Origin of the sequence: Streptococcus didelphis DSM 15616 (genome assembly GCF_000380005.1) — a bacterium.
GTDB lineage: Bacteria > Bacillota > Bacilli > Lactobacillales > Streptococcaceae > Streptococcus > Streptococcus didelphis.
The window spans coordinates 46,477-72,743 of record NZ_KB904195.1 but is presented as its reverse complement, the minus strand read 5'-3'; the positions used below and the strand labels follow the sequence as shown (position 1 = coordinate 72,743).

At 37.9% G+C, this 26,267-nt stretch carries 18 protein-coding genes; 5 read left to right on the top strand and 13 right to left on the bottom strand.

Translation table 11 applies throughout. The annotated features are described in order from the left end of the window. Positions 1-69: 69 nt before the first annotated feature. The 6 genes from recG to A3GU_RS0105655 form a co-directional block, all read right to left on the bottom strand. Positions 70-2,085: an ATP-dependent DNA helicase RecG gene (recG, locus tag A3GU_RS0105680; protein ID WP_018366573.1), complete on the bottom strand. Its 2,016-nt coding sequence runs from the start codon at positions 2,083-2,085 to the stop codon at positions 70-72. 83 nt (positions 2,086-2,168) lie between these two features. Further along, on the bottom strand, positions 2,169-3,275 hold the full coding sequence (gene alr, locus A3GU_RS0105675) for an alanine racemase (protein ID WP_018366572.1): 1,107 nt from the start codon (positions 3,273-3,275) through the stop codon (positions 2,169-2,171). Then, entirely contained in the window at positions 3,272-3,628 is a 357-nt protein-coding gene (gene acpS, locus A3GU_RS0105670) for a holo-ACP synthase (RefSeq protein ID WP_018366571.1), read from the bottom strand. Before acpS ends, alr begins: the two co-directional genes overlap by 4 nt. A 121-nt stretch (positions 3,629-3,749) precedes the next feature. Beyond that, positions 3,750-6,281 carry a preprotein translocase subunit SecA gene (gene secA / locus A3GU_RS0105665; protein WP_018366570.1) on the bottom strand — a complete coding sequence of 844 codons (2,532 nt, stop codon included), beginning with the start codon at positions 6,279-6,281 and terminating at the stop codon, positions 3,750-3,752. A gap of 132 nt (positions 6,282-6,413) precedes the next feature. Continuing rightward, entirely contained in the window at positions 6,414-7,364 is a 951-nt protein-coding gene (manA, locus tag A3GU_RS0105660) for a mannose-6-phosphate isomerase, class I (protein WP_018366569.1), read from the bottom strand. A gap of 184 nt (positions 7,365-7,548) precedes the next feature. Then, complete coding sequence (locus A3GU_RS0105655; RefSeq protein WP_018366568.1) at positions 7,549-9,486, bottom strand: sucrose-specific PTS transporter subunit IIBC; 1,938 nt, start codon at positions 9,484-9,486, stop codon at positions 7,549-7,551. A 192-nt stretch (positions 9,487-9,678) separates the two neighbouring features. Here A3GU_RS0105655 and A3GU_RS0105650 point away from each other — a divergent pair, with 192 nt between their 5' ends. Both A3GU_RS0105650 and A3GU_RS0105645 read left to right on the top strand, forming a co-directional pair. Continuing rightward, on the top strand, positions 9,679-11,118 hold the full coding sequence (locus A3GU_RS0105650) for a sucrose-6-phosphate hydrolase (RefSeq protein ID WP_018366567.1): 1,440 nt from the start codon (positions 9,679-9,681) through the stop codon (positions 11,116-11,118). 3 nt (positions 11,119-11,121) lie between these two features. After that, positions 11,122-12,087 (top strand): LacI family DNA-binding transcriptional regulator, encoded by a 966-nt coding sequence (locus tag A3GU_RS0105645; protein ID WP_018366566.1) that lies wholly within the window; start codon positions 11,122-11,124, stop codon positions 12,085-12,087. Positions 12,088-12,137: 50 nt separating this feature from the next. Here A3GU_RS0105645 and nusB read toward each other — a convergent pair whose 3' ends face one another. The 6 genes from nusB to A3GU_RS0105615 all read right to left on the bottom strand — a co-directional run bounded on the left by nusB (position 12,138) and on the right by A3GU_RS0105615 (position 20,502). Next, complete coding sequence (gene nusB / locus A3GU_RS0105640; RefSeq protein ID WP_018366565.1) at positions 12,138-12,584, bottom strand: transcription antitermination factor NusB; 447 nt, start codon at positions 12,582-12,584, stop codon at positions 12,138-12,140. Continuing rightward, positions 12,577-12,966, bottom strand: a complete 390-nt coding sequence (locus A3GU_RS0105635; protein WP_018366564.1) for an Asp23/Gls24 family envelope stress response protein — start codon at positions 12,964-12,966, stop codon at positions 12,577-12,579. Before A3GU_RS0105635 ends, nusB begins: the two co-directional genes overlap by 8 nt. Positions 12,967-13,008: 42 nt before the next feature. After that, a complete protein-coding gene (efp, locus tag A3GU_RS0105630) occupies positions 13,009-13,566 on the bottom strand; it encodes an elongation factor P (protein ID WP_018366563.1) in 558 nt (185 codons plus the stop codon). Between the two features lie 194 nt (positions 13,567-13,760). After that, positions 13,761-18,719 (bottom strand): S8 family serine peptidase, encoded by a 4,959-nt coding sequence (locus A3GU_RS0105625; protein ID WP_018366562.1) that lies wholly within the window; start codon positions 18,717-18,719, stop codon positions 13,761-13,763. A gap of 216 nt (positions 18,720-18,935) precedes the next feature. Further along, positions 18,936-19,394 carry a deoxycytidylate deaminase gene (locus A3GU_RS0105620; RefSeq protein WP_026216460.1) on the bottom strand — a complete coding sequence of 153 codons (459 nt, stop codon included), beginning with the start codon at positions 19,392-19,394 and terminating at the stop codon, positions 18,936-18,938. A 31-nt stretch (positions 19,395-19,425) separates the two neighbouring features. Beyond that, positions 19,426-20,502 carry a M24 family metallopeptidase gene (locus A3GU_RS0105615; protein WP_018366560.1) on the bottom strand — a complete coding sequence of 359 codons (1,077 nt, stop codon included), beginning with the start codon at positions 20,500-20,502 and terminating at the stop codon, positions 19,426-19,428. Between the two features lie 180 nt (positions 20,503-20,682). Between A3GU_RS0105615 and A3GU_RS09620 the strand changes: the two genes are divergently transcribed. Together A3GU_RS09620 and A3GU_RS09615 are read left to right on the top strand one after the other, a co-directional pair. After that, positions 20,683-21,528 carry an excalibur calcium-binding domain-containing protein gene (locus A3GU_RS09620; RefSeq protein WP_018366559.1) on the top strand — a complete coding sequence of 282 codons (846 nt, stop codon included), beginning with the start codon at positions 20,683-20,685 and terminating at the stop codon, positions 21,526-21,528. Further along, positions 21,528-21,926 carry a DUF6568 family protein gene (locus A3GU_RS09615; protein ID WP_018366558.1) on the top strand — a complete coding sequence of 133 codons (399 nt, stop codon included), beginning with the start codon at positions 21,528-21,530 and terminating at the stop codon, positions 21,924-21,926. Before A3GU_RS09620 ends, A3GU_RS09615 begins: the two co-directional genes overlap by 1 nt. Positions 21,927-22,054: 128 nt before the next feature. On the opposite strand, the gene uvrA is transcribed toward A3GU_RS09615, so the two are convergent. Beyond that, positions 22,055-24,877, bottom strand: a complete 2,823-nt coding sequence (uvrA, locus tag A3GU_RS0105600) for an excinuclease ABC subunit UvrA (protein ID WP_018366557.1) — start codon at positions 24,875-24,877, stop codon at positions 22,055-22,057. Positions 24,878-25,108: 231 nt separating this feature from the next. On the opposite strand from uvrA, the gene A3GU_RS0105595 reads away from it, so the two are divergent. Beyond that, on the top strand, positions 25,109-26,053 hold the full coding sequence (locus A3GU_RS0105595) for a magnesium transporter CorA family protein (RefSeq protein ID WP_018366556.1): 945 nt from the start codon (positions 25,109-25,111) through the stop codon (positions 26,051-26,053). Positions 26,054-26,267: the final 214 nt, after the last annotated feature.

Sequence of the window (26,267 nt, the reverse complement as noted above, 5' to 3'; positions counted from 1 at the left end):
TTAACTATTAATTTCTGAGATTAAGCAGGCTTCTTCTTGTTTTCATAATCAAGCTTTAGAAAGATTATCTTAATCAAAACTAAAGTAAGCAGTCAAATATTTCTCAATCCTATACCAACGAGGATCAGCCTGCCAATTGTCTTGACTAGCAATGTCACTTGCAACCCGTCTTGCTTCCTCTAAGATATTATAGTCTTCAACAATGTCAGCAGTCTTAAACTCAGGAATTCCTGACTGCCTAGTCCCAAAAATTTCACCAGAACCACGCATCTTTAAATCGGCCTCTGCCAAGACAAAGCCATCATTGGTTTGGGTCATTATTTTCATGCGTTCTTTACCAGAATCGGTTTTAGGATTGGCTACTAAAATAGCATAGGATTGCTTATGCCCTCGCCCTACACGGCCTCGCAACTGGTGTAATTGGCTGAGCCCAAAACGGTCAGCATCCATGATCAGCATAATAGTTGCATTGGGAACATTGACTCCAACCTCGATGACAGTGGTAGAAACTAAAATATCAATCTCTTGTCTTTTAAAGGACTGCATGATCTGATCTTTCAGGTCATTTTTCATCTTTCCATGCATCAAGGCGATTCTTGCTCTGTCTTTAAAGTATTCTTTCAAATCTTCTTCTAAAGCGACAGCATTTTTTAAATCTAATGCCTCTGATTCTTCAATCAAGGGAGAGATGACATAGACTTGGGCGCCTTGGGCGATTTCTTTGGTCATCCAAGTCAGCACATTATCTAGTTGTTGGTGTTTGACCCAGCGTGTTAGAATAGGCTTTCGCCCTGCTGGCAATTCATTAATGATAGAAACATCCATTTCACCATAGCTTGTAATGGCTAGGGTTCTGGGAATGGGCGTGGCTGTCATCATGAGCACATCTGGATTTTCCCCTTTTTCTCGAAAAATCCGTCTTTGTTTGACACCAAAACGGTGTTGCTCATCCGTTATAACAAGACCTAACTTGTGGTACTGAACAGCATCTTGGATGAGGGCGTGTGTGCCTACAATCATGTTTACACTGCCGTCTGCTATGGCTGATAAAGCACTTCTTTTCTCAGCAACCTTCATTCCCGACTTTAAAATAGCAATAGACAAATCAGGGAAGAGTTCACGTAGACTTTCATAATGCTGCTCAGCTAAAATTTCTGTTGGAACCATTAAAGCTGACTGGAAACCTGCTGTATAGGCAGCAAACATAGCTAAGCTAGCAATAACAGTCTTACCAGAGCCAACATCTCCCTGTAACAGGCGATTCATGTGCTGGCTTAATTTCATGTCTTTTAAAATCTCTGTAAGGCTTTTTTCTTGGGCATTGGTAAGCCTAAAAGGGAGTTGTGCTAGTTTGTCTTTTAATTCTTCTTCCTGATAACTGATTGTTAAGCCAGAACTTGCTTGCTTATTGGCATATTTCAGTACCTGAAGGTTCATTTGGAAATAGAATAATTCTTCAAATTTAATTCTTCTCAAAGCAGCCTTATAGTCTGCTAAATGATTAGGAAAATGCATGGCTTTAACAGCCTCTTTTCTGGGCATGAGCCGATATTTTTCTAAAAGAAAATCGGGTAAATTTTCTGGAATCTCTTCTACTAGTCCACTTTCAAATGCTGATTTAATGGCTTTTATTAGGGCTGTTTGGCTAACTCCTTGAGCAAGGTGATAGACAGGCTGAAGGTCATCTTCTACAGTCATTAATAATTTCATTCCTGTCAGGCTAGCTTTTTTTTGGTCCCATTTCCCAAAGACAGCTATTTCTGTATCCAGGTCAATTTTATCTGCTAAGTAGGGTTGGTTAAAGAAATTAACAGCAATTACCATCTCATCTTGTTTGATTTTAAAGCTAAGACGATTACGCTTAAAACCATAGTATTGGACATTGGCAGGGGTGACAACTTTCCCTGTAATAGCAGCTTTTTCTCCATCTTGTAAGTCAAAGACTGACTTGCTCTTAAAATCTTCATAACGAAAAGGATAATAAAGTAGCAGATTTTCTATAGTGATAATCCCTAATTTTTGAAATTTTTCAGCAGACTTAGGACCCAGACCCTTTAATTCTGCCAGTACTGATTGTAGATTCATATCCTTTTTTGTCCCTCATCCTTAAAAAAACTCTTGTACTTTTATTATACAAGAGTTTTGGCTTATTTTCAGTTAAAATACTTTCAGTTAAAATACTTTCTAGGAATACGATCACTTAAAAGACAAAGAACTTCATAATTAATGGTTCCTCGCTTTTGAGCTATGTCAGTCGCACTAATAGACTTGCTAGCATTTTGCCCAATTAAGGTGACCTTGGTCCCTATAGGAAATTTCTCTGGCAAGGCTATGGTGGTCTGGTCCATAGATACACGACCAATAATCTCACAATAGTGACCCTCTACCAAGACATGAAAACCTTGCATATCCCGTGTCCAGCCATCGGCATAACCAATGGGAAGCGTTCCTACATATTGCTTATCTTGGGCTTTATATGTGGCACCATAACCCACTGTTTCCCCTTTTTCAATTTCCTTGACATGGACCAATTGACTTTCTAGTGAAAGGGCTGGTTTTAAGGGGTATGGCAAGCTTAATTCCTTTCCACTTGGGTTAAGCCCATAGATAAGAATACCTATTCTAACAGCATTAAAAATAGTCTCACTATGCCATAGACTGGTTGCTGAATTGCTTGCATGTACTAGGGCGGGCTTATAGGATAGATTGGCTATGAGGTCTTTAAAAAAGGCTAGCTGACTATTGAACTTGCTAGGATTTGCTTCGTCAGCGGTAGCAAAATGAGTAAATATGCCATCAATTTGGGCACCATCTTTTCTTAACTCTACTAGTAACTGCTCTGCTTCTTCTAAAGAACGAAGGCCAATCCTTCCCATGCCAGAATCCACCTTGATATGAAGGTGGAGCTGATCCAATTGCCCACAAAAGCGTCTAGCTTCTTGCCACCATTCTAAACTTGCAACAGTCAGGGTTAGCTGGTTTTGAATGGCCAAATCCAAGGCTTGAGCTGAAGTTACTCCTAATATAAGAATTTCTTTGTCAATACCTGCCTGGCGTAATTCTAAGGCCTCATCTAAATTGGAGACGCAGTAAGCATCTACTTGATCTGCTAAGCATTGTGCTACCTTGACGACCCCATGACCATAAGCATTAGCCTTAACCACTGCATAGGTTTTTGTTTTTGCTGGAATATGTTCCTGAAGGGATTTTACATTACTTTTTATAGCTTGTAAATCAACAGTAGCTACTGTTGGGCGATGTATACTAGAAATCACTTGTTTTCCTCCAATATCACACTAGCTTGTACAAAATCCCCACTGTGAGAAATGCTGACAAAGCTTCTACCTTCAAAAGGGGACTTGCTAATATAAGGGCGACCCTTATCATCTGATAAGACTTCAATATCTCGGAAGCTTAATTTACCAATCCCTGTTCCCATAGCCTTAGAAAAGGCTTCCTTAGCCGACCAACGTCCTGCTAGATAAAAAACTTGTCTCTTCCCAGAAAAGGATTGAAAAGTCTCATATTCTTTTGGGGTCAGTACCTTTCTAGCAAAGCGAGGACTTCTCTGATTAGCCTTTTCAACAGCTGAGACTTCCTGTAAATCAATACCATGTCCAAATATCATCTTATTAACCTACTTTATTCCTATCTTCTTAGAATAGAAAGTTTAAAATCGGAGAAGCTGAGATAAAAACCCCAGCTTCACTCCTCTATTTTAGTCTAATCAAGAACTTATTCTTCTCCTATTAGCTATTTTTTCTGCCATGGCAATTTTTAAATTTTTTACCTGAATCACATGGACAAAAATCATTGCGTTTTATTTTTGAGAATTCGCTTGCCTGATCTAATTCTTGACGACTACTTGATTGTGCCGTAATGTTTTGGGCAGCTGTAGTTGTAGCACGTTGACTTGCTCTTTCTCTTTCTTGTTCATGGATTTGAGCCTTCATCATGGTACGTGTAACATCAAACTCAATAGCTCCAATCATATCTTGGAACATCTTAAAGCCTTCAGATTGATATTCAACTACTGGATTATTTTGAGCATAACCACGTAAGCCAACTGAATTACGTAATTGGTCTAAAGCATCAATATGCTCTGTCCACTTGTTATCAACAATCATCAAGAGCAAGACTTTTTGGAATTCTAGAATAGCTTCTTTAGTGTGTAGTTTAGCAATTTGTTGATCATAGATTTCCATAGCCCTATCATATAAAACTTCCTTGATTTGTTCATCTTTTAAGGGACGTAAATCTTTTACAGCAATGCTATCTTCTGGAACAATGTTAGTTCTTGCAAAGGCCACAATAGCAGACAAGGCATCCTTACGATTAGTTCTGATGTGTACATCAACTGTTCGTTTAATGGTCCGTTTAATCATGGCTTTAATTTCAGGGCCTAAATCACGGTCTGCTGTGATGACATCACGACGATTTGCATAAATGATTTCACGTTGTTCACGCATAACATCGTCATATTGAAGCACCTGTTTACGGGTGTCATAGTTGTTACCTTCAACACGTTTTTGGGCTGATTCCACTTGACGGGCAAACATTTTAGATTTGATAATGGTATCTTCTTCATCAACTCGAATTCTATCTAAGAAGGCCTTAATACGATCTGAACCAAAACGTCTCATCAAATCATCTTCAAGTGATAGGTAGAATTGTGATTCTCCTGGATCTCCTTGACGACCTGAACGACCACGAAGCTGATTATCAATACGACGGCTTTCATGACGTTCGGTACCAATAACACAGAGTCCACCTAATTCACGAACACCTTCACCCAGCTTAATATCTGTACCACGACCAGCCATATTAGTAGCAATTGTTACCGCACCACGTTGACCAGCATTCATAATGATATGAGCTTCTTTAAAGTGATTTTTAGCATTCAAGACTTCGTGTGGAACACCTGCTTGAACCAACTGTTTAGAAATATAATCACTGGTTTCAACAGCAACTGTACCTACTAAGACTGGCTGGCCTTTACTATATCTATCTTTAACATCCTTAACAACTGCTTTAAACTTAGATTCTAGGGTTGGATAAAGTAGGTCTGTGTGATCAATACGAGCAACAGGTTTATTGGTTGGAATAGGAATAATTCGCATGTTATAAACTTCACGGAATTCTTCTTCTTCTGTCTTAGCTGTACCGGTCATACCTGCCAATTTTTTATACATACGGAACATATTTTGGTAGGTAATTGAGGCACTTGTCTTAGACTCTTCTTGGATGTGAACCCCTTCTTTAGCTTCAATAGCTTGGTGTAAGCCATCTGAAAAACGGCGACCTTCCATGGTACGACCAGTAAATTGGTCAACAATCAAGATTTCGCCATCTTCACTGACCACATAGTCAATATCCAAAAGCATAATGTAGTTTGCACGAAGGGCATTATCCACAAAGTGAGTCAAGGCTACATTTTCAATATCATAAAGATTACTTAAGTTAAAGTATTGCTCCGCTTTATCAATACCAGAGTCACTCAAACCGATTGTTTTTGTTGGAACATCAATAATATAATCGTCTTCATTAAGTGTTTTTACAAACATATCTGCCCTGATATAAAGTTGATTGGTTTCTGAACTTACAGCTCCTGAAACAATCAAAGGTGTTCTGGCTTCATCAATCAAGACTGAGTCAACCTCATCGACCAAAGCATAGCTTAGAGGTCTTTGCACCATATCTTCTTGGCGAACCACCATATTATCACGTAGGTAATCAAAACCAACTTCTGAGTTAGTTGAATAAGTGATATCACAAAGATAAGCTTCTCTTTTTTCAGCAGGAGACTTAGCTGCGAGATTAATCCCTACAGATAAGCCTAACCAGCTATAAACCTCACCCATTTCAGTAGCATCACGTGTTGATAAGTACTCATTAACGGTGATAACATGTACACCTTCCCCAGCAAGGGCATTTAGGTAAACTGGCATCGTAGCCGTTAAGGTTTTACCCTCACCAGTACGCATCTCAGGGACATCACCATTATGTAGGACAATTCCCCCCATGATTTGCACCCGATAAGGAAAGAGCCCCAAAACACGTCTAGAAGCCTCTCTAACTACCGCAAAAGCTTCTGGAAGTAGTTGATCTAAAGTCTCACCATCTTGATAGCGTGCTTTAAACTCTAGTGTTTTTGCCTGTAGCTCATAATCAGCTAATGCTTCCATCTCGCTTGCATAAGATTCTACTTTTTTTGCAATTTTTTCTAATTTTTTGAGTTCGCCTTTGTCATTTTCAATGACTTTGCGTAGAATATTGGCCATTCTATTTCCTTTCGATCATCTCTTATCATTTCATTTTAACATAATTAGGCAATCAGTACAAGAAAGCTCGTCAACTAAAAAAGAGAAAAAGAGCCTATTAGACTCCTTTTTCTAAGTTTTTTTAGGTTTAAACTAGTGGTCATTTGGATGACTTACTATCATTTCTAGCTGGCCTTCAAATGTCCAGGCCTTGACATCATTGGGAAGAATAAAATGCGTCCCTTTTGTAATCTCATAGGCCTCTTGACCGACAAATAAGTGACCATGACCTTTTAAAACACTGACTAATAAATAAGGAGCTGACTCTTTCATGGAAACTATGCCATTTGTCACCCATTTATAAACTGTAAAGAAAGGGTTTGAGACTAGAGTACTTGTTACTAGATTATCTAATACCAGGGTTGCTGGCGTACTGTTTTGAGGTTTACCAATAGTTAGGACATCAATTGACTGTTGGATATGTAGATCTCGTAAATGACCATTTGCATCCTTGCGATCAAAGTCATAGACACGATAGGTTGTATCGCTGGACTGCTGCGTCTCTAAAATTAAGATTCCCTTACCAATAGCATGCATGGTGCCACTTGGTACATAGAAAAAATCTCCAGCTTCAACTGGAATACGTGTCAAAAGCTCGTCCCAGTTACCAGATCTAATCATTTCTTTTAGTTCTTCTTTTGATTTAGCATTATGACCATAAATAATTTCTGATCCCGGCTCAGCTGAGATAATATACCAGCATTCTGTCTTTCCTAATTCTCCCTCATACTCCATACCATAAGCATCATCAGGATGAACTTGGACACTAAGCCAGTCATTGGCATCAAGGATTTTTGTCAATAAAGGAAAAACCTTTTGCTTAGGATGGCCAAAAAGTTCTGGATGTTCTTTATATAACTTATCCAAAGTTTGCCCCTTGTAGCGACCATTTATAAGAGTTGAAACCCCATTGGGATGAGCTGAAATGGCCCAATATTCACCTGTTGTTTCAGTGGGAATCTCATAATTAAATTCTTCTCTTAACTTAGTTCCACCCCAGATTTTATCATGCATAGATGATTTTAGAAAAAATGGTTCTGACATAATATTCCTCTTTTCACTAGCTTACTTTCCTGCTAATATTATAGCATTTTAAAGTTTGAATTGAAAAGCGTCAGCCAGCTTCCTTCTCTTTTCTGAGACTATTTGCCAAAGGAAAAAGAGAGCTGACTTCATCTGCACCTCTCTTAAAGCTTGCTATTTAGAATCTTATCAGTTTAAGGCCTTCTTAGCTTAAAACAAGGATGGCCTGTTCTTCTTTAATCAAACCTTTTGCTAATATATCAAAATGCTTATAGTCAGAAGCATTGGTCACTACCAGCATAAGAGTATCTTCAAGCCCTGCCTCTGCAATCTTTTCTCTACTAAAGCTTCCCAAAAGTTGCCCTTTTGTCACCTTTTGTCCTACCTTCACTAGTGGTTCAAAGCCATTACCTGCCATAGATACAGTATCAATTCCGATATGGATAAGAATTTCAGCACCTTGGTTTGATTTCAAAGCATAGGCATGCCCTGTTTCAAAAACCACCTCCAACTGCCCATCAACTGGAGCATATACCTTATTAGAAGTTGGTTTTAAGGCAAAACCTTCGCCCATAGCACCAGAGGAAAAGACAGGATCATTAACCTGTGAAAGCTCAAGATAAGTTCCCTCCACAGGACTTAAAATAGTTTGCGCTTTTACAGTTTGAAAAGAAGATCCAAGTGGCCTTACAGTGACTGTTTCTCTTGCTTTTTCTGTCAAGGCTTGTTCTGCTAGAGCTTCCGCTGCAAAAATCCCAGCGGCCCTTGTTTTACCATAGAAATAGGTCATAGCAAATGCTGCTCCAAAACTAACCAGTTCACATAAGGCATAAAAAGGAATCGACTTGGCATTGATTGAAAGAAAGCCAAGAAAACCTGCTGAACCAAGCGATACCGCTACCACCTTAAGCATCCCTGCCAAAGCAGCTGCAAGCCCTGACCCGATTAGAGCACAAAAGAAAGGAAAATGGTATTTCAAATTAACCCCAAACAAGGCTGGCTCAGTAATCCCAAGAAGAGCTGAAAGCCCAGCAGAAGAAGCAAGACCCTTTGTTTTAGTATTTTTGGTTAAGAACCATATAGCAAAGGTTGCAGCACCTTGAGCCACATTAGCCATAGAAGCCACTACAAAGATAAAATCCCCATAGCCCACTCCATTTGTCCATGCCGACAGCAACTGCGTCTCGATAGCAGGGAAGGACTGGTGCAGCCCGGTCATGACAATAAGAGAATAGGTCCCTCCAAAAATACCCATCCCCAAGAAACCTGTCGTGTGATACAACCACACAATGGCAGCTGTAATCCCATTAGAAACAAATAACATGACTGGCCCAATCACTGTAAAGGTTAAAAAACCAGTAATCATAACTGATAATAAGGGAGTAAAGGTGAAATCAACAGATGAGGGTAATTTTTTATGGAAAAATTTTTCTAGTATTGACAAACACCAGACTGCAACTAAGACTGGAATAACCTGATAGGCATAATTTATCTGGGCGACTTGGTAGCCCAAAATATCCCAGTGTTTAGCTAGGCCACCCAAATCTGGACTTGTCATAATCATACCAATGACAGCCCCCAAAAAGAGATTGGCCCTAAAACGCTTTGCTGCTGAAATCCCAACCAAAATAGGTAAAAACATAAATGGAGCAGCTGACATAAGCTGAATCATTGCTGAAATACCCTTGATAGCAGGATAAATCTCTTCAATGGATTTCGGTCCAAAAAGACCAGGAGCCGTCAAGAAATTTCGCAAGGCCATCAATAAGCCACCCGCAACAAGGGCAGGAATAATTGGTACAAAAATATCAGATAGTAATTTAATTAAAGCCATAATCGGATTAAATGGCTTAGACTTGCTAGCAAACTCTTTTACTTCCTCTGTGGAAGCTTCTGATAATCCTGTGTCTTTAATCAGCTCGTCATAGACAAAATTAACATCTCCAGCACCAATAATAACCTGATATTGCCCATCCATCTTAAAAGTGCCTTTAAGATCTGGGTTATCATCTAATGCTTTTTGATCAACCTTTGTATCATCTTTTAATACCAGGCGAAGCCGAGTCGCACAATGTGCAGCTGCAAGAAGATTATCTTTTCCAACTGCTTCTGCCACTTGGCGGGCTACTTTTTTATAATCCATAACAGTAACTCCTTTTATCCTTATTAGTAAACTTTTTACGAAAGCGTTTCACTTAATTAGTTACATTCTAGCATATTTGATTTTTATGTCAAGCGCTTGACATATATTTGCAAAAATAGACTTTTATTATTGATTTATAAAAGGAAAACGTTTAATATATTATTGAATAAAGAAAGCTGAAGGAGGTTTCTAATGAACCTAGCAAGAGAGATTCGCTACAAACCTTATAAGGAATGGAAGCAAACAGATATAGCCCAAATCAAAGAAAACATGGCTACTTCTCCTTGGCATGCTCATTTTCATATCGAGCCTCAAACAGGCCTACTTAATGATCCCAACGGTTTTTCTTATTTTAATGGCCAGTACCATCTTTTTTACCAAAACTGGCCCTACGGTCCAGCACATGGGTTAAAGCAATGGGTTCATCTTGTATCAGATGACTTGGTCCATTTTAAAGAGACTGGCATTAAACTCCTTCCCGACCATACACATGATAGCCATGGGGCCTACTCTGGTTCTGCCTATGCTTTTAATGACAAATTATTCTTATTTTATACTGGAAATGTCCGTGACCAAGAATGGGTGCGCCATCCTTTGCAAGTAGGTGCTTGGATGGATAAGGAAGGTCATATTGAAAAATGCAAGCAGGTCCTAATTCCAAAACCACGTGATGTCACTGAGCATTTTAGAGATCCACAACTCTTTAACTATCAAGGACAACTCTATGCCCTTGTTGGGGCTCAGGACCTGCAAGAAAAAGGAAAGATTAAATTATACAAGGCCCCTCATAAGAACCCTGAAAAATGGGTTTTCCTAGCTGACCTTGATTTTGAGCATCCTGCTAGTGAATATATGATTGAATGCCCTAACCTCGTTTTTATTGACAAAAAACCTGTTCTTATTTATTGTCCCCAGGGCTTATCTAAAGATCAACTCGCCTATGACAATATTTACCCCAATGTCTATCAAGTTTTTCAATCCTTTGATCCAGAAAAAGGCAAGCTCATAGGCAGCTCTCCCATCCAGAATCTTGATTATGGTTTTGAAGCTTATGCAACACAGGCCTTTAATACTCCTAAAGGAGATAGCTTAGCAGTATCTTGGATTGGCTTACCAGATATCCCTTACCCGACTGACCACTTTGATTACCAAGGAGCCCTTAGCTTAGTTAAAAAACTCACAGTAAAAGATAAGCAATTGTATCAGTATCCTGTTGAAAGTCTAAAAAACTTAAGAGGGCAGGCAGAAGCATTCAAAACTAGAACTAAAAGCAGTAACTCCTATGAATTAGAGTTAGTTGTAAGTGGTAAGGAAAAAGCTGACATTATTCTTTTTGCTAATAATCAACATAAGGGATTTCAAATCTCTATTGATAGCCAAGCAGGGCTTCTGACAATAGACAGAGGAGCCTCTGGCATTCAATATGCTAGTCAGTATGAAACTAAGAGAACTTGCCAAATTCCAAATGAAAGTGTTACACTAAATATCTATGTAGACCAATCAATTGTTGAGATTTTTGTCAATAAGGGTCAAAAAGTTTTAACTAGCCGATTCTTTCCTCAAAATGGTGAATCTGGTATTGACCTTGTATCTGGCCAAGTTAGTGGTTATTATTATGAAATGAGGTATTGAGATTTGGTTGCTAAATTAACAGATGTTGCTGAACTAGCAGGGGTTAGTCCAACAACTGTTTCAAGGGTTATTAACAAAAAAGGTTATCTGTCCCAGAAAACTGTGGATAAGGTTAAAAAAGCCATGCAAGAGTTAGGCTATCAACCTAACAATCTAGCCCGGAGCCTACAGGGCAAGTCGGCCCAGCTAATTGGATTAATCTTTCCTAATATTAGTAATATTTTCTACGCTGAACTGATTGAATATCTAGAGATTGAACTTTTTAAACAGGGCTACAAGACCATTATCTGTAATAGTGAACGAGACCCTAAAAAAGAAAAAGAATACTTAGAAATGTTAGCTGCTAATCAAGTAGATGGGATTATTTCTTCCAGCCATAACTTAGGCATTGCTGACTATGAACGTGTAGAAGCTCCTATTGTAGCCTTTGATCGCAATCTAGCTCCTAATATCCCAATCGTTTCTTCTGATAATTTCCAAGGAGGGCAACTAGCAGCTCAAACTCTGCAAAAAGACAACTGTCAAAAGATTATTATGATTACAGGAAATGATAACTCAGATTCGCCAACAGGATTAAGACAACTGGGCTTTTCTTACCAATTAAAAAAACAAGCTGATATTATCAAACTACCAAACAACCTATCCACTATTAGACGGGAAATGGAAATCAAGTCTATTCTGGCTAACTATCAGCCTGATGGTATTTTTGCATCTGATGACTTAACGGCTATTTTAATTATGAAAATTGCTGGACAACTAAAGAAAAAAATCCCTGAAGATTTAAAATTAATCGGCTATGACGGAACTCATTTTATAGAAAACTACTTTCCTCAGTTAACCACAATTAAGCAACCTATTGAAGAAATTGCCAAGTTGACTGTTGATATACTACTAAAAAGAATTAAAAAAGAAAAAACCAGCAAGGATTATATCCTGCCCATTACACTCTTACCAGGGGCAAGTATTTAGTAGCTTATTTAAAGTAAAGAAAAAGATTGAAGAAAAACAAGCAGTTTTCTTCAATCTTTTTTTGTTTTTTCATCAAGAACAAATTGGCTTAAAAGGCCATTAATGAATTTTGCAGATGTATCATCTGAATATTTTTTAGCTATTTCTATGATTTCATTTAAAGCTACCCGATCAGGGGTCTCTTCAAAATACTTAATTTCATACAACCCTAAACGAAGCATGGTTTTATCCGTTAGAGTTAAACGTTCTAAGGACCAACCTTTTTTAAGGTTTACTGTAATCAATTGATCTAGTTCTTCTTTATGATCTTTGACACCATTTACTAAGTTTAGTAAGAAGGCTGGAATATCTAGGGTCTGTTCTTCCTCTAAAACCTTATCATAATCATAGGCAAACTGAGAAGCTTCTAGAAAATCCCCACCTAATTCCATATTAAATAAAGCTTGAAAGGCTCGTTCTCTCAAGTCTCTTCTTGAATTTTCGAAATTATTACTCATTCAAGAAATCCTCTTCAAAAAGTGATTTCAAGTCAGGCTTTGGTGTTTTCTCAGGCACAATACCTTCTACATGGATATTGACAGATGAAATAGTTACTTCTGCCATATCATAAACAGCTGCTTTAACTATTTTTTGGATAGCTACAGAGACAGCTGGCACCTTGACGCCATATTGTAAGTAGACATAGATATCTGCATTGACACTACCATCTTCTTCAGTACGAAGATAAACACCTTTTCCAAGACTGGCTTTATTGAAACTATCTGACATTTTTTTGTTATGAAGTGAATAGACACCTTCAACCTGTGTTGTGGCAATCCCTGTAATAACTTCAAGAACACGAGGTGAAATAACAATTTCACCAATATTTTCACTTAACATAGCATTTCCTTTCTTTTCTCAAGCCCCATACTAACAAATGTGTTAGGCACGAGAAACGTAAGTACCTTCGGCAGTATTGATGACTAGTTTTTGACCAACTTCAATGAAGTCTGGAACATTGACAACAAGTCCAGTTTCAAGTGTGGCAGGTTTACCTGAACCCGTAACAGTAGCACCTTTAATAGATGGTTGTGTTTCAGTAACAGTTAATTCAACAGTTGTAGGAACAGTAACACCGATTACTTCACTTCCATAAAACTGGATTTTAACATCAGAATTTTCAAGAATATAGAGTAATTCTTGTTCAACATTAGTAACAGGAATTTCATATTGATCATAGGTATCTGTGTTCATAAAGTAAGCTGTATCATCCATTTTATAAAGGAATTGAGCTGGTACTGTTTCAATGATAGCTTGTTCAAATTTTTCATCTGGGCGATAAGTTGTATCAAATGTAGAACCAGTACGAACATCACGCAATTTCATACGCATGATAGTATTTCCTTTACCTGGCTTATGGTGACTTGCTTCAATAACGCGAATTAATTTGCCTTCTGATTCAAAAGTCATACCTGCTTTAAGCTTACTTGCTTCAATCATTTATTATTACCTCTTACTAAAATATTTATCATCTCATTTTATCATAAAAATAACTCCTACTCAAATTTTTTCTTACTATTGATGAGACTAGAGCGCTTGATAACCTACCTCCTCTACAAAAACAGAGAAACCTAGGCAAATCGCCTAGGCTCCTGATAGGTTAGTGGAGGTTAAGATTGATAGAGGACATAGTATTATTTTTTCTTAACTTTTTCTTTCTTGCTAAAAGTAAGGAAGCCTGTTAGAGCTAAGATGAGAAGAGAAAGTAGGCTTCTAGCCTTAGTAGTCTCATCACCAGTTGCTGGAAGAGTTTGTCCTTGTCCTCCTTGAGTTGAAATCGCTTGTGTTTGCAAGTTCACCGTTTTTTCTGTATCTTTCACCTTGTTTTCTAACCTTATTTCTTTATCCTCATGAGAAATTTGAGGGGAATTGTCTTTATCTTTACGTAAGCTTAGATTTAAATCCGTTACATCATTTTGTAGAACGGTTACAGTTCTCAACCCTTCTACTTGGTAACCTACTGGCAGCTCAATGACAACTGTATAAATACCGTCTTTGACCATTTTCCCGTAAGCGCTTGGTACATAGAGGGATTGATCTAAGGTAAGGATTTGCCCATCTTCTGCTTTAATTAAGACCTTGCTTCCTTCTGGGAGCATCTGATCAAATAGCACCCTAAGCATACCTGGCTCTGCCTTTTTCATCTTAAAGTCAATATGCTTAAAGCTATTTTCAGCATCCAACTCCACCATTACGACTTTATCTGATATCAGTTCAGTTATATTGGTATCATAGGTCATTAATTCTATACTGTACTTACCAAATGGTAAGAGCAGGCTGGAGGTTAATCCATTGTAATAATCTAGGGTCTCAAGCACTTTTCCTTCGTGATTACGCACAAGATAGGTAAATTTAGTTGGAAGAATTTTTTCAATAATCTCATAGTCTAAAGCTATGTCCAAGACTGCATGATTCTTACCAATACTTCTTAAACTTTCCAGACTAATATAAGAAACATTTCCTGCCCTATCTTCTACCAGATAGTAGAAATCTGCTGGGCTAACTCCTGCTACTTTAGGAAGGCTATAAGAACCATCAGCATTTCTTGGAATGACTACCTTATTATCACTAACTTTAATCTGACGTCCTTCTATTGTCACATCATATTTACGGCCATCTTTCTTTAGGAGATAGAAGACCTCTTCATGTACAATATCAACTTGACTAATGGCTTTTTCTTTTGCTGGTCTAAACCGTTCATAGTCTCCTTCTTCTTGGAAGCTTGCTTTTGTAATAATCGGTTTCTTATGGACAAGGTGTACAGTAAAGGCCTCTTCTTGAGCATGACCTTGAGCATCTTTATAAGACACTAGGTAAACATACTGTCCAGCCTTAGCCAATAAACCATTAGCTGCTAGACCGGTCCACATACTTGTTTGTATGTCAGAGGTATTTGCTCCTTCTTGACTTGACCAGACAGGACTCTTTCTTCGTGAGTCTTCTTTAGCATAAACAGTAATCTGTAAACCATTATAGACCTTATTTGGCAAGCCTTTAAAGGCTACAAAATCTTTATTCCCATCTTCATTTGGAGAAATAAAGGCTTCTTTAGCCAATCTAGTAAGATGACTTATTGGCTGATTGCGATTACTAATCATTTGAGAAGCTTGATTACTTACTAGACCTGAATCATTAGCAGTCATTACCAAGTTAGCAATTATAGTATTTGAAATATTATAATTATCATCTTTTAAGCTAAACTCAATGGTTTTATGACCAATATTTTTTGGCAAATGTTTTCCTAATTTTGCAATGGTAACATTACCTGCAAAATCTTCAACCATATAATATAATTCTCCCAGCTCTGCCTTATCAAGAGGTAAGATAAAGGAACCATCAGCCTGTCTTTCTACAAACTGTTTATTGTCTGTAGCTGAAACATATTTATAGCCATCATTGATGGTAATGGTGTATGGTTTGTGATTTTTCATTTCCAAATAAAAGACACTGTCTCTTAAAACACCTGATTGGCCACGATCTATTAGTGCTGCTGGCTTAAAGACCTTAGTCTTTGGATTATAGCTAGCGCTGGTTAGAAGAGGCTTTTCTCGGTCTATAATTAATTCAAAGGTCATTTCTTGACGCTTAGCCCCGATGACATCTGGATAATAAGAAATAACATAATGGTATTTACCATCAGCTAAATCAGCACCATTTAGGGCTTTTCCTGCAAATTTTGTTTCAAGTAAAGTAGTTGATTTTTCAAAGCGAATATCACTATTAAAGTTTTTCTCTCCCTGCAAAGCTCTTGGACTAGTCCATAGAGCTTTTTGATGAGCGATGTCATCTACTGCATAGATACTTGCTTTTAAGCCATGGTATTTTCTTAAAAAGACTGCCTTAAAGGCTGCAAAATCTTGGTTATTATCACCATTTGGTGAAATTGCTAAAACAGGATTGCCTTGAGCATTTCTTTCCAAGATAAATTTACCATCTTTATTTCTAAAGGTACCAAGGGTATGTAGTCCATTATCTGAAAGAGTATCTACTGAAACATTTGTATCTGATCCAATACTTACCAGACCTGTAAAATGTTTTCCAACATAAATCTCATCTTTAAGATCACTTTCTTCAAAGTAAAATCCATGTTTACCTTGAGCTTTTAGTGTATAGATGGACTCTTCGGCAACAGCTAGATTTTCAAATTCTCCTCTAAAGCCAACAAATGGGATATTAACTTGATTTTTATTAGAGTCCTTACTATCTACAAATCGAACAAAACCTTCCAGATAATAACCATTTGGCATTTGTTTTGACAAATCTTGGGCAAAGGTCTTTGTATCTAAGGTAATTGTGATAGTTTTTTGTGAATGAGCTGCTAGCTCAATTATCTCACCGTCATAGGTCTTGAGGCTCTTAGACGTTAAGCTAAAACGTTGCTCAGTCTCATCAACATCATCTGTTAAAAGTTCTGTACTATAGCGAAGAAACTTGGCTTCATTAGAAATATTATGAATAGTAACCTCAAAAGTAATGTGATCCTCAACATTTCCCAGAGTAATACTGCCATACTTATCCTTACCTGTTAGATAAAGACCCGTTGTCACAGCTCCGTCAACATTTAATAATCCTGCTCCTTGTTGGCGAGGGGAACTTGTTGTCTGTGTCTTAGGATTAGTATGGACACGCGCATTGCTCATCAGTAAATTTTTAACCAAATCTGCTATCTTATCCTTGGCAATCTGAGGATGCACCTTTTCAAGGTATTGTTTAACCAAGAGACTTGCCCCCGCAATATGAGGTGCAGCCATGCTAGTACCTGTGTCACTACCATAATGATTATCATTATAGGTTGAATACACATCTCCACCAGGTGCAGTAATATCTGGTTTTAGATAGCCATCAGAGCTTAGGCCCCAGTTAGAGAAATAATTCATAGTGCCATCTTTTTGATTTCTTGCACTTGATAGACTTTCTTCAAAAATTAATTTCCCTTGACCATTGCCATTAAGAGTTGACATAGCCTTTCCAAACTCATGCGAAATAAAGGCTGAAGGAATTGTTTTACCTTCTTCTTGTAATTCCATCGTATGGTTAGCTTGGCCAGGGATATTATTAAAGATAAGCAGGGCTTTTGCTCCAAGTTTATGAGCCTGTGCAATCATCTGACTATAAGTCTTGCTTCTATCGTTTTGAATGAGTACAATCTTATCTTTGACATCTTTAGTTTGATGAGCTTGGTCATTAATGTTCTCAAGATAAACAAAGTCATGTTCTTTATCAAAACCAAGCTTTTCTTTAATCTTTTGGTAGTTTGTTGATTCTGTGTAGATAGCCTTGCCTTGGTCTAAATCCCAATAATTTTCTAGACCCTTTACCTTCATCAAACGTTTAGCAATCATTTTATGATTCATAGAAGCTACAGATATTGGGGCTCGACCTGTTGAAGGGTCTCCCACTAATCCATAATCAGGATTACTTGCAAAAGGATTGTCATGGTCTGATCCAAAGACTCTCTCATTTCCACCAGCTACAACTACTGAAACCCCAGCTTGTCTTGCCTTTTCAATAGCCACTTTCAAAATAGCATTTCCATTTAAATGCGAACCATTGGCTGATCCTAAACTAAGATTAATAGCATCAGCTCCTAAAGCAACTGCATCTTCAATAGCCTTGATAAATAAAGGTTCTGTGGTCCCCATAATATTATTAGCAAAGACTCGCATAAACATCACTTGGGCTTCCGGAGCTACCCCTAGGATACGTTGACCTGTTGGAGATGCTTTTAGGGGGTTAGCTGCTGCAATCCCTGTAACATGCATCCCATGAGACTCATATTCACTCTCCTCATTATACTGAGGCCATTCAATCTTAATACCTCCAAAATCTTCAAATTCAAGAATACTTTCATTAGGAGAAGCTGAGGCCGACTGACTTCTATACTTACTTCTCCTCTTTCTTCTGATACTTTGTGGCATAGCATCAGGATCAATCTCAATATCCTCTAAACCCAAATTATCCAAAGATGGGTCATTTAAATCATCAGAAAGACCACTTCCTTCCTTGATATTATCATTATTTTCCACATAGTTATGGGCAAAAACAATCTTATCACTCACCCATGACCCGTAAGTAATACCTACTTCCTTTTTCTTTGCTTCGATATCTGCTGAATTTTTAAATTTTGCTAGACTAACATCACTAAGCCGCATAGCATCATGTTGAGCATCAATACCAGTATCAATAACAGCAATAACCTTACCCTGACCCTTGTAGCCCTTTTCCCAAGCCCCACTTGTGCCAAGCCAATCATGGGTCTCTTTGTTAAAAGGAACTTCCCTTTCTTGCTCACTTAATTGAGCTGTCTCACTAGTTGCCTCTTTAGAAATAGCTGGCGCTAAATCACTTCCTTGAGATGGGACACTTGCTACATCTGAACTGTCTATACCACTAGTTGAAGCCTCCTTAAGAAGTGGCTGACTATCTGGCAGCTGACTTACAACTGTTTCAATACTTGCCTCTACCTCACTTGAAATAACCTCTTTGTGATCTGCTAAAACCGGCTTCATTCCTGTTAAAAAGACGGTTCCCACTAAAACAGAAACAATCCCTGATTTATACTTTCTAAGTGAGAAGCGTTGTTTTTTCTCCACTTGAATTCCTCCTGGATAATTTAAATATATTTTTAATCATTAACTCATTTTATATTAATAACGATTACATATTTAAGCATATTTTGACCAGTAAAGCAATTCATTATTTTATATTAAACCTATATTTATCAAGCTTTTGTTTATCAATTCCCAACACTTTAAAAAGTAAAAATCCCCACTCTATAAAGTGAGGATAAAATGAGGATATAAACATATTTAATCTGGTTTAGTTCCTAAATTAATATAAGGAACATCGTGCTGTTTGTAAATGACCCCTTTTTTATTCATGAGTTCAATGGCAAAGGGATGGGGACGATAGTGGGACTTATAGGTAATTTTACGGATTCCCGCCTGCAACAATGCCTTTGTGCAATTAATACAGGGAAAATGAGTGACATAGATTTCTGTGCCATCTGTTGAAATCCCCTCTTTCGCACATTGAATCAAAGCATTCATCTCAGCATGGACTGTTCTGATACAATGACCATCTTCCATATAATGACCTACATCATTGCAATTATCAGTTGCAGAGACGCCACCATTATAACCTGTGGCAATAATCCGATTATTTTTAACTAAAACAGCTCCTACAAAGGCCCTATCACAGGTAGAACGTTTTGAAATCAGCTCTGCATTAGCCATAAAATAGTCTTCCCAAGAAAGTCTGTTTGTCATTGTCCTTCTCCAAATCTTAGTCTTAGTATCCTTAGCTGATGACAATTAATTCCTTTGGTGCTAGAGTTAGAACCCTACATCCATTTTCTTCAATAACAAGGTCATCTTCAATACGGACACCATAAGCCTTATCAATATAAATACCCGGTTCATCTGTTACTACCATACCTGCTTGTAAGACTTGGTCTGTTTTAGCAAAAAATGGATTCTCATGGATGTCAAGTCCGATACCATGGCCAATGCCATGTGTGAAGTGACTACCATAGCCTGCTGCTTCAATAATCTGACGGGGTAGTTGGTCAAATTCTGCATAAGTCATCCCAGCGCTAACTTTTTCAATCAAGTCCTGATTAGCTTTTAAAACATGAGCATAGATTTCTCTTTCCTGGTCGCTAACATAGCCAATATGGATGGTGCGGGTCATGTCACTGACATAGTGCTGGTAGTAACAGCCAAAATCCAAGGTAAGGCTTTCACCTGATTGGATGATTTTAGGGCTTGCCACTCCGTGGGGCATGGCTGAGCGTGGACCAGAGGCTGCTATCGTTTCAAAGGAAATGCCAGAAGCCCCATAGTGTCGCATTCTAAAATCTAGAAAATTAGCAACGTCAATTTCGCTGGTTTTTCCTGGTTTAATAAAGTCCAAAACGTCATTAAAGGCTTTATCTGAGATAGAGCAGGCTTTAGCAATGGTCTCAATTTCAACTGCATCTTTAATAAGGCGTAAAGCTTCAACAAAGCCATCTTGCGCTTCTAGCTGACACTGAGGAAAACGACTAAGTAAGAGTTGATAATAGCTATAGCTTATATCATTTTCAAAGCCCAATCTTACTAGCTTGTCTGCCTGACAGACTGCTACAATTTCTTTGAGGGCATCACGACTTTCTATCACATCAAAACCTTCTATAGAAGCTTTTGCTGATAAATAATAACGCGCATCCGTTACAAAAATACGACGATTAGCCGTTATAAAGACCGTACCAGCAGTCCCAGAAAAACCCGTCAAATAATAAATATTCTTTAGATTGGTAATTAAAATCCCATCCAAAGAAGTCTCCCTTAAAGCTAACTGACATTTATTAAGTCTTTGTTCTAAAAATAATGGCATAATCATATTTCCCTCTAACTTTTTGACCTTATTGTAGCATGAAATACTATTTATATCTATAAGCCTTAAAAATCTACATTTATTTTAATCTAATATATTACAAAAAATTTCATAAAGCGTTTACATAATTCTTAAAAAAGTGTAAAATTAAAAATAAAAAAGGAATTGGATGGATGTAGGATGAAAAATAAAGGATGTTTTACTTGGGGGGTATATATTGTTGTTGCACTAGTCTTGATAAAAGTTTTTATGATGCTAACACCACAGAAAACCACAACTGATGTCAAGTCTAAATCTAGCACTAAAACAGAACTAGTTAGTTCCAAGAAAAGTAAAAAGAAAAGAAACAATCATTCGGCAGCAGATTCTGCACTCTCAAAAGCTGAGTCTGCCATTAAAGACCTCGAAAAAAATCCTAGTAGAGAGGGAATCAACGATGTAAGGCTACTTATAAACAGAGTAAAAAATGATCCTAAAAAACAAATGCTTCAGGATCGCTTAGCTCTGATAGAACAAAAAGTAGCAGTTAATGAAGCAGAAACTGCTACTAAGCTTCTAGAGTCTAACCAAACAAAAGAAAATCTAGATATGGCTAAACAAAAAATCGATCGCATTACAGATTCTAACAAGAAAGAACCCTACCTCCTTCGTCTTAATAGAGTATCTGAGGCTATTAAAGTCAAAGAAGAACAAGAAGCAATTCTTGCAAATCCTGAAAACGTCCTTAAAAAACTTGAAAATAATCAGACCCGTGAAAATGGATTAGAAGCGCAAAATGTTATTAATACCATAACTGACACAAGTCAAAGAAGTTCTTATCAAAAACGCATTGACAGTGTCATTTCCGCAATTGAGAGTCGAGAGGCTCAAATTGCAGCCCAGCAAGTACAGGCTGCTCAAAGCACCAGTAGACGTTATGCAAACTGTACAGATATGCGAAATGCAGGAGCTGCTCCGATTGCTCAAGGACAGCCAGGATATGAGTCTAGGTTAGATCGTGATCACGATGGTTGGGCTTGCGAGTGATGAAAAAACACCTTCTATTTCTTCTCCTAATACTGCTTTCTACAAACTTATTCACAAAAGATGTATTTGCAGCAGGAGCTTCAAAGTATTCTCTTCAATATACCCAAGAGATTCTGAACTATCAAAAAGAACTGAAATCATTTAAAAAAATAAGTATCTCTGATTTACAATCTAAAATGAACAATGAGGAGGAATTTTATCTATACATAGGAAGAGGTTCTTGCCCTCACTGCCGTGCTTTTGTGCCTAAATTATCAGAAGTTGTTAAACAAAGAAACGTAACTGTCTATTATCTTGATACAGAGCATGCTTCTATGAATGAAGATATACGTGCATTTCGTAAAAATTATAACATTGTCTTTGTACCAAATGCATTAAAATTCTCTGGTTTAAAGTAAATAAAGTCCTTAACAAAAGGAAGTTTAGCGACTACACAAGATATAGATAACTTTATTGCTTTTTCTTAACTTTATAAAAAATAGAGAACTCTTTCTAGCCACATTAGCTAAATAGGGTTCTCTCTTTTCTATAGTTTCGTTTTTAAATAATGTCCTGTGTAGCTTTCTGCTACCTGTGCTATTTCTTCTGGTGTGCCTGTGGCAATTATTTGACCACCACCGATTCCACCTTCTGGACCAAGATCAATAATATGATCTGCTGATTTAATAACATCCAAGTTATGCTCAATGACTAATACCGTATTGCCACCATCAACAAAACGTTCTAATACCTTGAGTAAACGTGAAATATCATCTGTATGCAAGCCAGTGGTTGGCTCATCCAAAATATAAAAACTTTTGCCTGTTGAACGTTTATGCAATTCACTAGCCAGCTTCATCCGCTGAGCTTCACCACCTGAGAGAGTAGTTGCTGGTTGTCCTAAGGTAACATAGCCTAAACCAACATCTTTAATAGTTTGAATTTTACGAGCTATCTTAGGAATAGCAGCGAAAAATTCCAAGGCATCGTCAACTGTCATATCAAGTACTTCAGCAATATTCTTTTCTTTATAATGGACTTCTAGCGTCTCTGAATTATAACGCTTACCATGACAGACTTCACAAGGAACATAGACATCTGGTAAAAAATGCATCTCAATCTTGATAATACCATCCCCAGAACAAGCTTCACAACGCCCCCCCTTAACATTAAAAGAGAAACGCCCCTTTTTATAGCCTCGGATTTTAGCCTCATTTGTTTGAGCAAAAAGATCACGAATATCATCAAAAACCCCTGTATAGGTAGCTGGGTTAGATCTTGGCGTTCTACCTATCGGACTCTGGTCAATATCAATGAGACGCTCCAACTGTTCAACACCTTCAACTGACTTATGCTTACCAGGCTTGTCAGAATTTCGGTTCAGTTTCTGAGCAATGCTTTTCTTTAGAATGCTATTAACAAGGGTTGATTTGCCTGAACCAGAAACCCCGGTTACAGCTATAAATTTCCCTAGTGGAAAAACAACATCGAGGTTTTGTAGGTTATTTTCACTGGCACCCTTAATTTGGATAAAACGGCCATTGCCTGAACGACGTTGGCGGGGTACTGGAATTGCTTTTTTGCCCGACAAATACTGACCTGTAATCGACTTTTTATTCTTGGCAACCTGCTTTGGAGTTCCAGATGCAATGATTTGTCCTCCAAATTCACCAGCGCCTGGGCCCACATCTATTAACCAATCAGCCTGCATCATGGTATCTTCATCATGCTCAACCACAATCAGGGTATTGCCCAAATCACGCATCTTTTTAAGACTTTCAATCAGTCGGTCATTATCCCTTTGATGCAGCCCAATAGAAGGTTCATCAAGAATATAAAGGACACCTGATAAGTTAGAGCCAATTTGCGTAGCTAATCGAATACGCTGACTTTCACCACCTGACAAGGTTCCAGCTGCACGTGAGAGGGTTAGATAATTTAAACCAACGTTATTAAGGAAGGTGAGCCTATCATGAATCTCCTTGACAATTGGTCTAGCAATGGTTGCTTCATTGTCAGACAGTTCTAATCCTTCTAATAGTTGAAGATGATCAGCAATTGACAGTTCAGAAATTTGCCCAATATTAGGGCCATCTTCACCACCAACATGTACACATAGGGCCTGATCATTGAGACGATAACCATTACAAGTGGTACACTTCAAGGCATTCATATAAGAACGCATAAGGTTTCTTGTGTAATCACTATTAGTCTCATGATAACGTCTATTAATATTGGTTACCACCCCTTCAAAGGGAAGGTCGAGATTACGTTCGCCACCAAAATCATTGATATAATGAAAATGGAATTCTTTATCACCTGATCCATATAAGATAAGAGCTTTAGCCTCTTCAGACAAATCCTGATAAGGGGTATCCATATCTACACCGAATGTTTTCATGGCTTGTTCCAACATGGTTGGATAATAATTAGATGAAATAGGATTCCAGGGAGCAATTGCCCCTTCTCGCAAGGTCTTGCTTGGATCAGGAACAATAAGGTCCAAATCTACTTCCAATTTCACTCCCAAGCCATCACAGGTTGGACAAGAGCCAAAAGGCGCATTAAAAGAGAAGAGTCTAGGTTCTAATTCAGGCACAGTAAAACCACAAACAGGACAAGAGTAATGTTCTGAAAAAAGCAACTCATTGCCATCCATGGTATCAATCATCAGATAGCCATCACCCAGTCTTAAGGCAGCTTCTACAGAATCAAACAATCTACTTCTAATACCATCCTTGTTTACAAGACGGTCCACCACCACTTCAATATCGTGCATTTTACTCTTTGAGAGCTCAGGAACCTCTGAAATATCATAAATCTCACCATCCACACGAACCCTGACATAACCATTTTTTTGGATTCTCTCAAAAATAGTTTTGTGCTGCCCCTTCTTACGGCGAACAAGAGGAGCTAAAATCTGCATCCTAGTTCGTTCCGGTAAGTCCAGCACTCTTTCAACGATTTGTTCCACAGAAGAAGCTGTAATAGCCCCATGCCCATTAATACAGTAAGGAACTCCAACACGGGCATACAAAAGCCTTAAATAATCGTTAATTTCTGTAACCGTACCAACTGTAGAACGAGGATTTTTACTAGTCGTTTTTTGGTCAATGGAAATAGCAGGGCTGAGACCATCAATAGAGTCGACATCAGGCTTTTCCATATTGCCAAGAAATTGCCTAGCATAGGCAGATAGGCTTTCAACATAGCGTCTTTGGCCTTCGGCATAAATAGTATCAAAGGCTAAACTAGACTTACCAGAACCTGATAAACCAGTAATGACCACAAACTTGTCTCGTGGAATTTCCACATCTATATTTTTTAAATTATGAGCTCTTGCTCCATGAATAATTAATTTATCTTGCATATGTGTGCTTCTTTGCACTCCTTCGCTAACATTTCTTCTATTATATCAAAATTTCTAATATTCAGTTCTTTCAAACTTCTGGTCTTACGTCTTATTTTATAGTATAATGGTTTAGTATTTAATCATAAATTGGGCTAGATGGGGTCTAGTGTTTTTTTAGACCTTACACAAATATTCAGTGTCCAATCAAGCTTTAAATGGTTCAAAATATCTAAAAAGGGAGGGCTTGTCATGAAACAAATGTTTCTTTCATCGGCAATAGAATTTAAAGAAATAGAAACATTCGAGCCAGGGGCTTGGATCCAACTTGTCAACCCTTCCCAAGAAGAATCCATGCAAGTTGCCAATCAATTTAATGTTGATATCTCTGACTTACGGGCCCCTCTTGATATTGAAGAAACATCTCGTATTGCCGTTGAAGATGACTATACCTTAATCATTGTCGACGTACCAACCTATGAAGAAAGAAATAATAAGAGTTATTATGTCACTGTCCCTCTTGGTATTATCGTGACTGAAAATGCCGTTATTACAACTTGCCTTCATGATTTAACCTTATTTAACAATTTCTACAATCAACGGGTTAAGAATTTCTATACTTTCATGAAAACACGTTTTGTTTTTCAAATTCTTTATCGAAACGCAGAACTCTTTCTAACAGCCCTACGTACTATTGATCGTCAAAGTGACCGTCTGGAAGCACAGCTTGAGGCTGCAACCCGTAACGAAGAACTAATAGACATGATGGAGTTGGAAAAATCCATCGTCTACCTTAAGGCATCCCTAAAATTCAACGAGCGTATCGTCAAAAAACTAGCCAGTAGCACAAGCTCTCTAAAGAAATATATAGAGGATGAGGACTTGCTGGAAGATACCTTAATCGAGACCCAACAGGCCATTGAGATGGCTGGCATCTATGAAAACGTCCTAAATGCCATGACCGAAACAACAGCTTCTATTATTAACAATAATCAGAACACTATCATGAAAACCTTAGCTTTGATGACTATGGCGCTGGATATTCCGACGGTTATTTTTTCTGCCTACGGCATGAACTTCCAGAATAACTGGCTACCACTTAACGATTTAAAGCACGGCTTTTGGCTAATTGTCCTATTTGCCTCTTTGGGCTCATCTGCTGTTGTTATTTATTTCATAAGGAAGAATTGGTTTTAATTGAGTAAGAATGATGGTTGCTAAAGCAACTCATCATTCTACGGCAGTCTTTATAGAGACTGCCTAACTCACTTACTAGCTCGAAATTAAAGTATTATCGACTTTAATTTCTCACGTCGTAATTTCCTTGGGGGCTAATGCAACTCATCATTCTTGGGCTAAGGTTTACATAGCTTGTTTAACTCACTTACTAGCTGGAAAGTAAAGGATTAGT

What these genes read in the sequence shown, in the direction of transcription:
- recG (WP_018366573.1), bottom strand. Translation starts at nt 2,085, where the DNA reads ATGAATCTACAATCAGTACTGGCAGAATTAAAGGGTCTGGGTCCTAAG.
- acpS (WP_018366571.1), bottom strand. Translation starts at nt 3,628, where the DNA reads ATGATATTTGGACATGGTATTGATTTACAGGAAGTCTCAGCTGTTGAA.
- secA (WP_018366570.1), bottom strand. Translation starts at nt 6,281, where the DNA reads ATGGCCAATATTCTACGCAAAGTCATTGAAAATGACAAAGGCGAACTC.
- manA (WP_018366569.1), bottom strand. Translation starts at nt 7,364, where the DNA reads ATGTCAGAACCATTTTTTCTAAAATCATCTATGCATGATAAAATCTGG.
- A3GU_RS0105655 (WP_018366568.1), bottom strand. Translation starts at nt 9,486, where the DNA reads ATGGATTATAAAAAAGTAGCCCGCCAAGTGGCAGAAGCAGTTGGAAAA.
- A3GU_RS0105650 (WP_018366567.1), top strand. Translation starts at nt 9,679, where the DNA reads ATGAACCTAGCAAGAGAGATTCGCTACAAACCTTATAAGGAATGGAAG.
- nusB (WP_018366565.1), bottom strand. Translation starts at nt 12,584, where the DNA reads ATGAGTAATAATTTCGAAAATTCAAGAAGAGACTTGAGAGAACGAGCC.
- A3GU_RS0105635 (WP_018366564.1), bottom strand. Translation starts at nt 12,966, where the DNA reads ATGTTAAGTGAAAATATTGGTGAAATTGTTATTTCACCTCGTGTTCTT.
- efp (WP_018366563.1), bottom strand. Translation starts at nt 13,566, where the DNA reads ATGATTGAAGCAAGTAAGCTTAAAGCAGGTATGACTTTTGAATCAGAA.
- A3GU_RS0105620 (WP_026216460.1), bottom strand. Translation starts at nt 19,394, where the DNA reads ATGACAAACAGACTTTCTTGGGAAGACTATTTTATGGCTAATGCAGAG.
- A3GU_RS0105615 (WP_018366560.1), bottom strand. Translation starts at nt 20,502, where the DNA reads ATGCCATTATTTTTAGAACAAAGACTTAATAAATGTCAGTTAGCTTTA.
- A3GU_RS09620 (WP_018366559.1), top strand. Translation starts at nt 20,683, where the DNA reads ATGAAAAATAAAGGATGTTTTACTTGGGGGGTATATATTGTTGTTGCA.
- A3GU_RS09615 (WP_018366558.1), top strand. Translation starts at nt 21,528, where the DNA reads ATGAAAAAACACCTTCTATTTCTTCTCCTAATACTGCTTTCTACAAAC.
- uvrA (WP_018366557.1), bottom strand. Translation starts at nt 24,877, where the DNA reads ATGCAAGATAAATTAATTATTCATGGAGCAAGAGCTCATAATTTAAAA.
- A3GU_RS0105595 (WP_018366556.1), top strand. Translation starts at nt 25,109, where the DNA reads ATGAAACAAATGTTTCTTTCATCGGCAATAGAATTTAAAGAAATAGAA.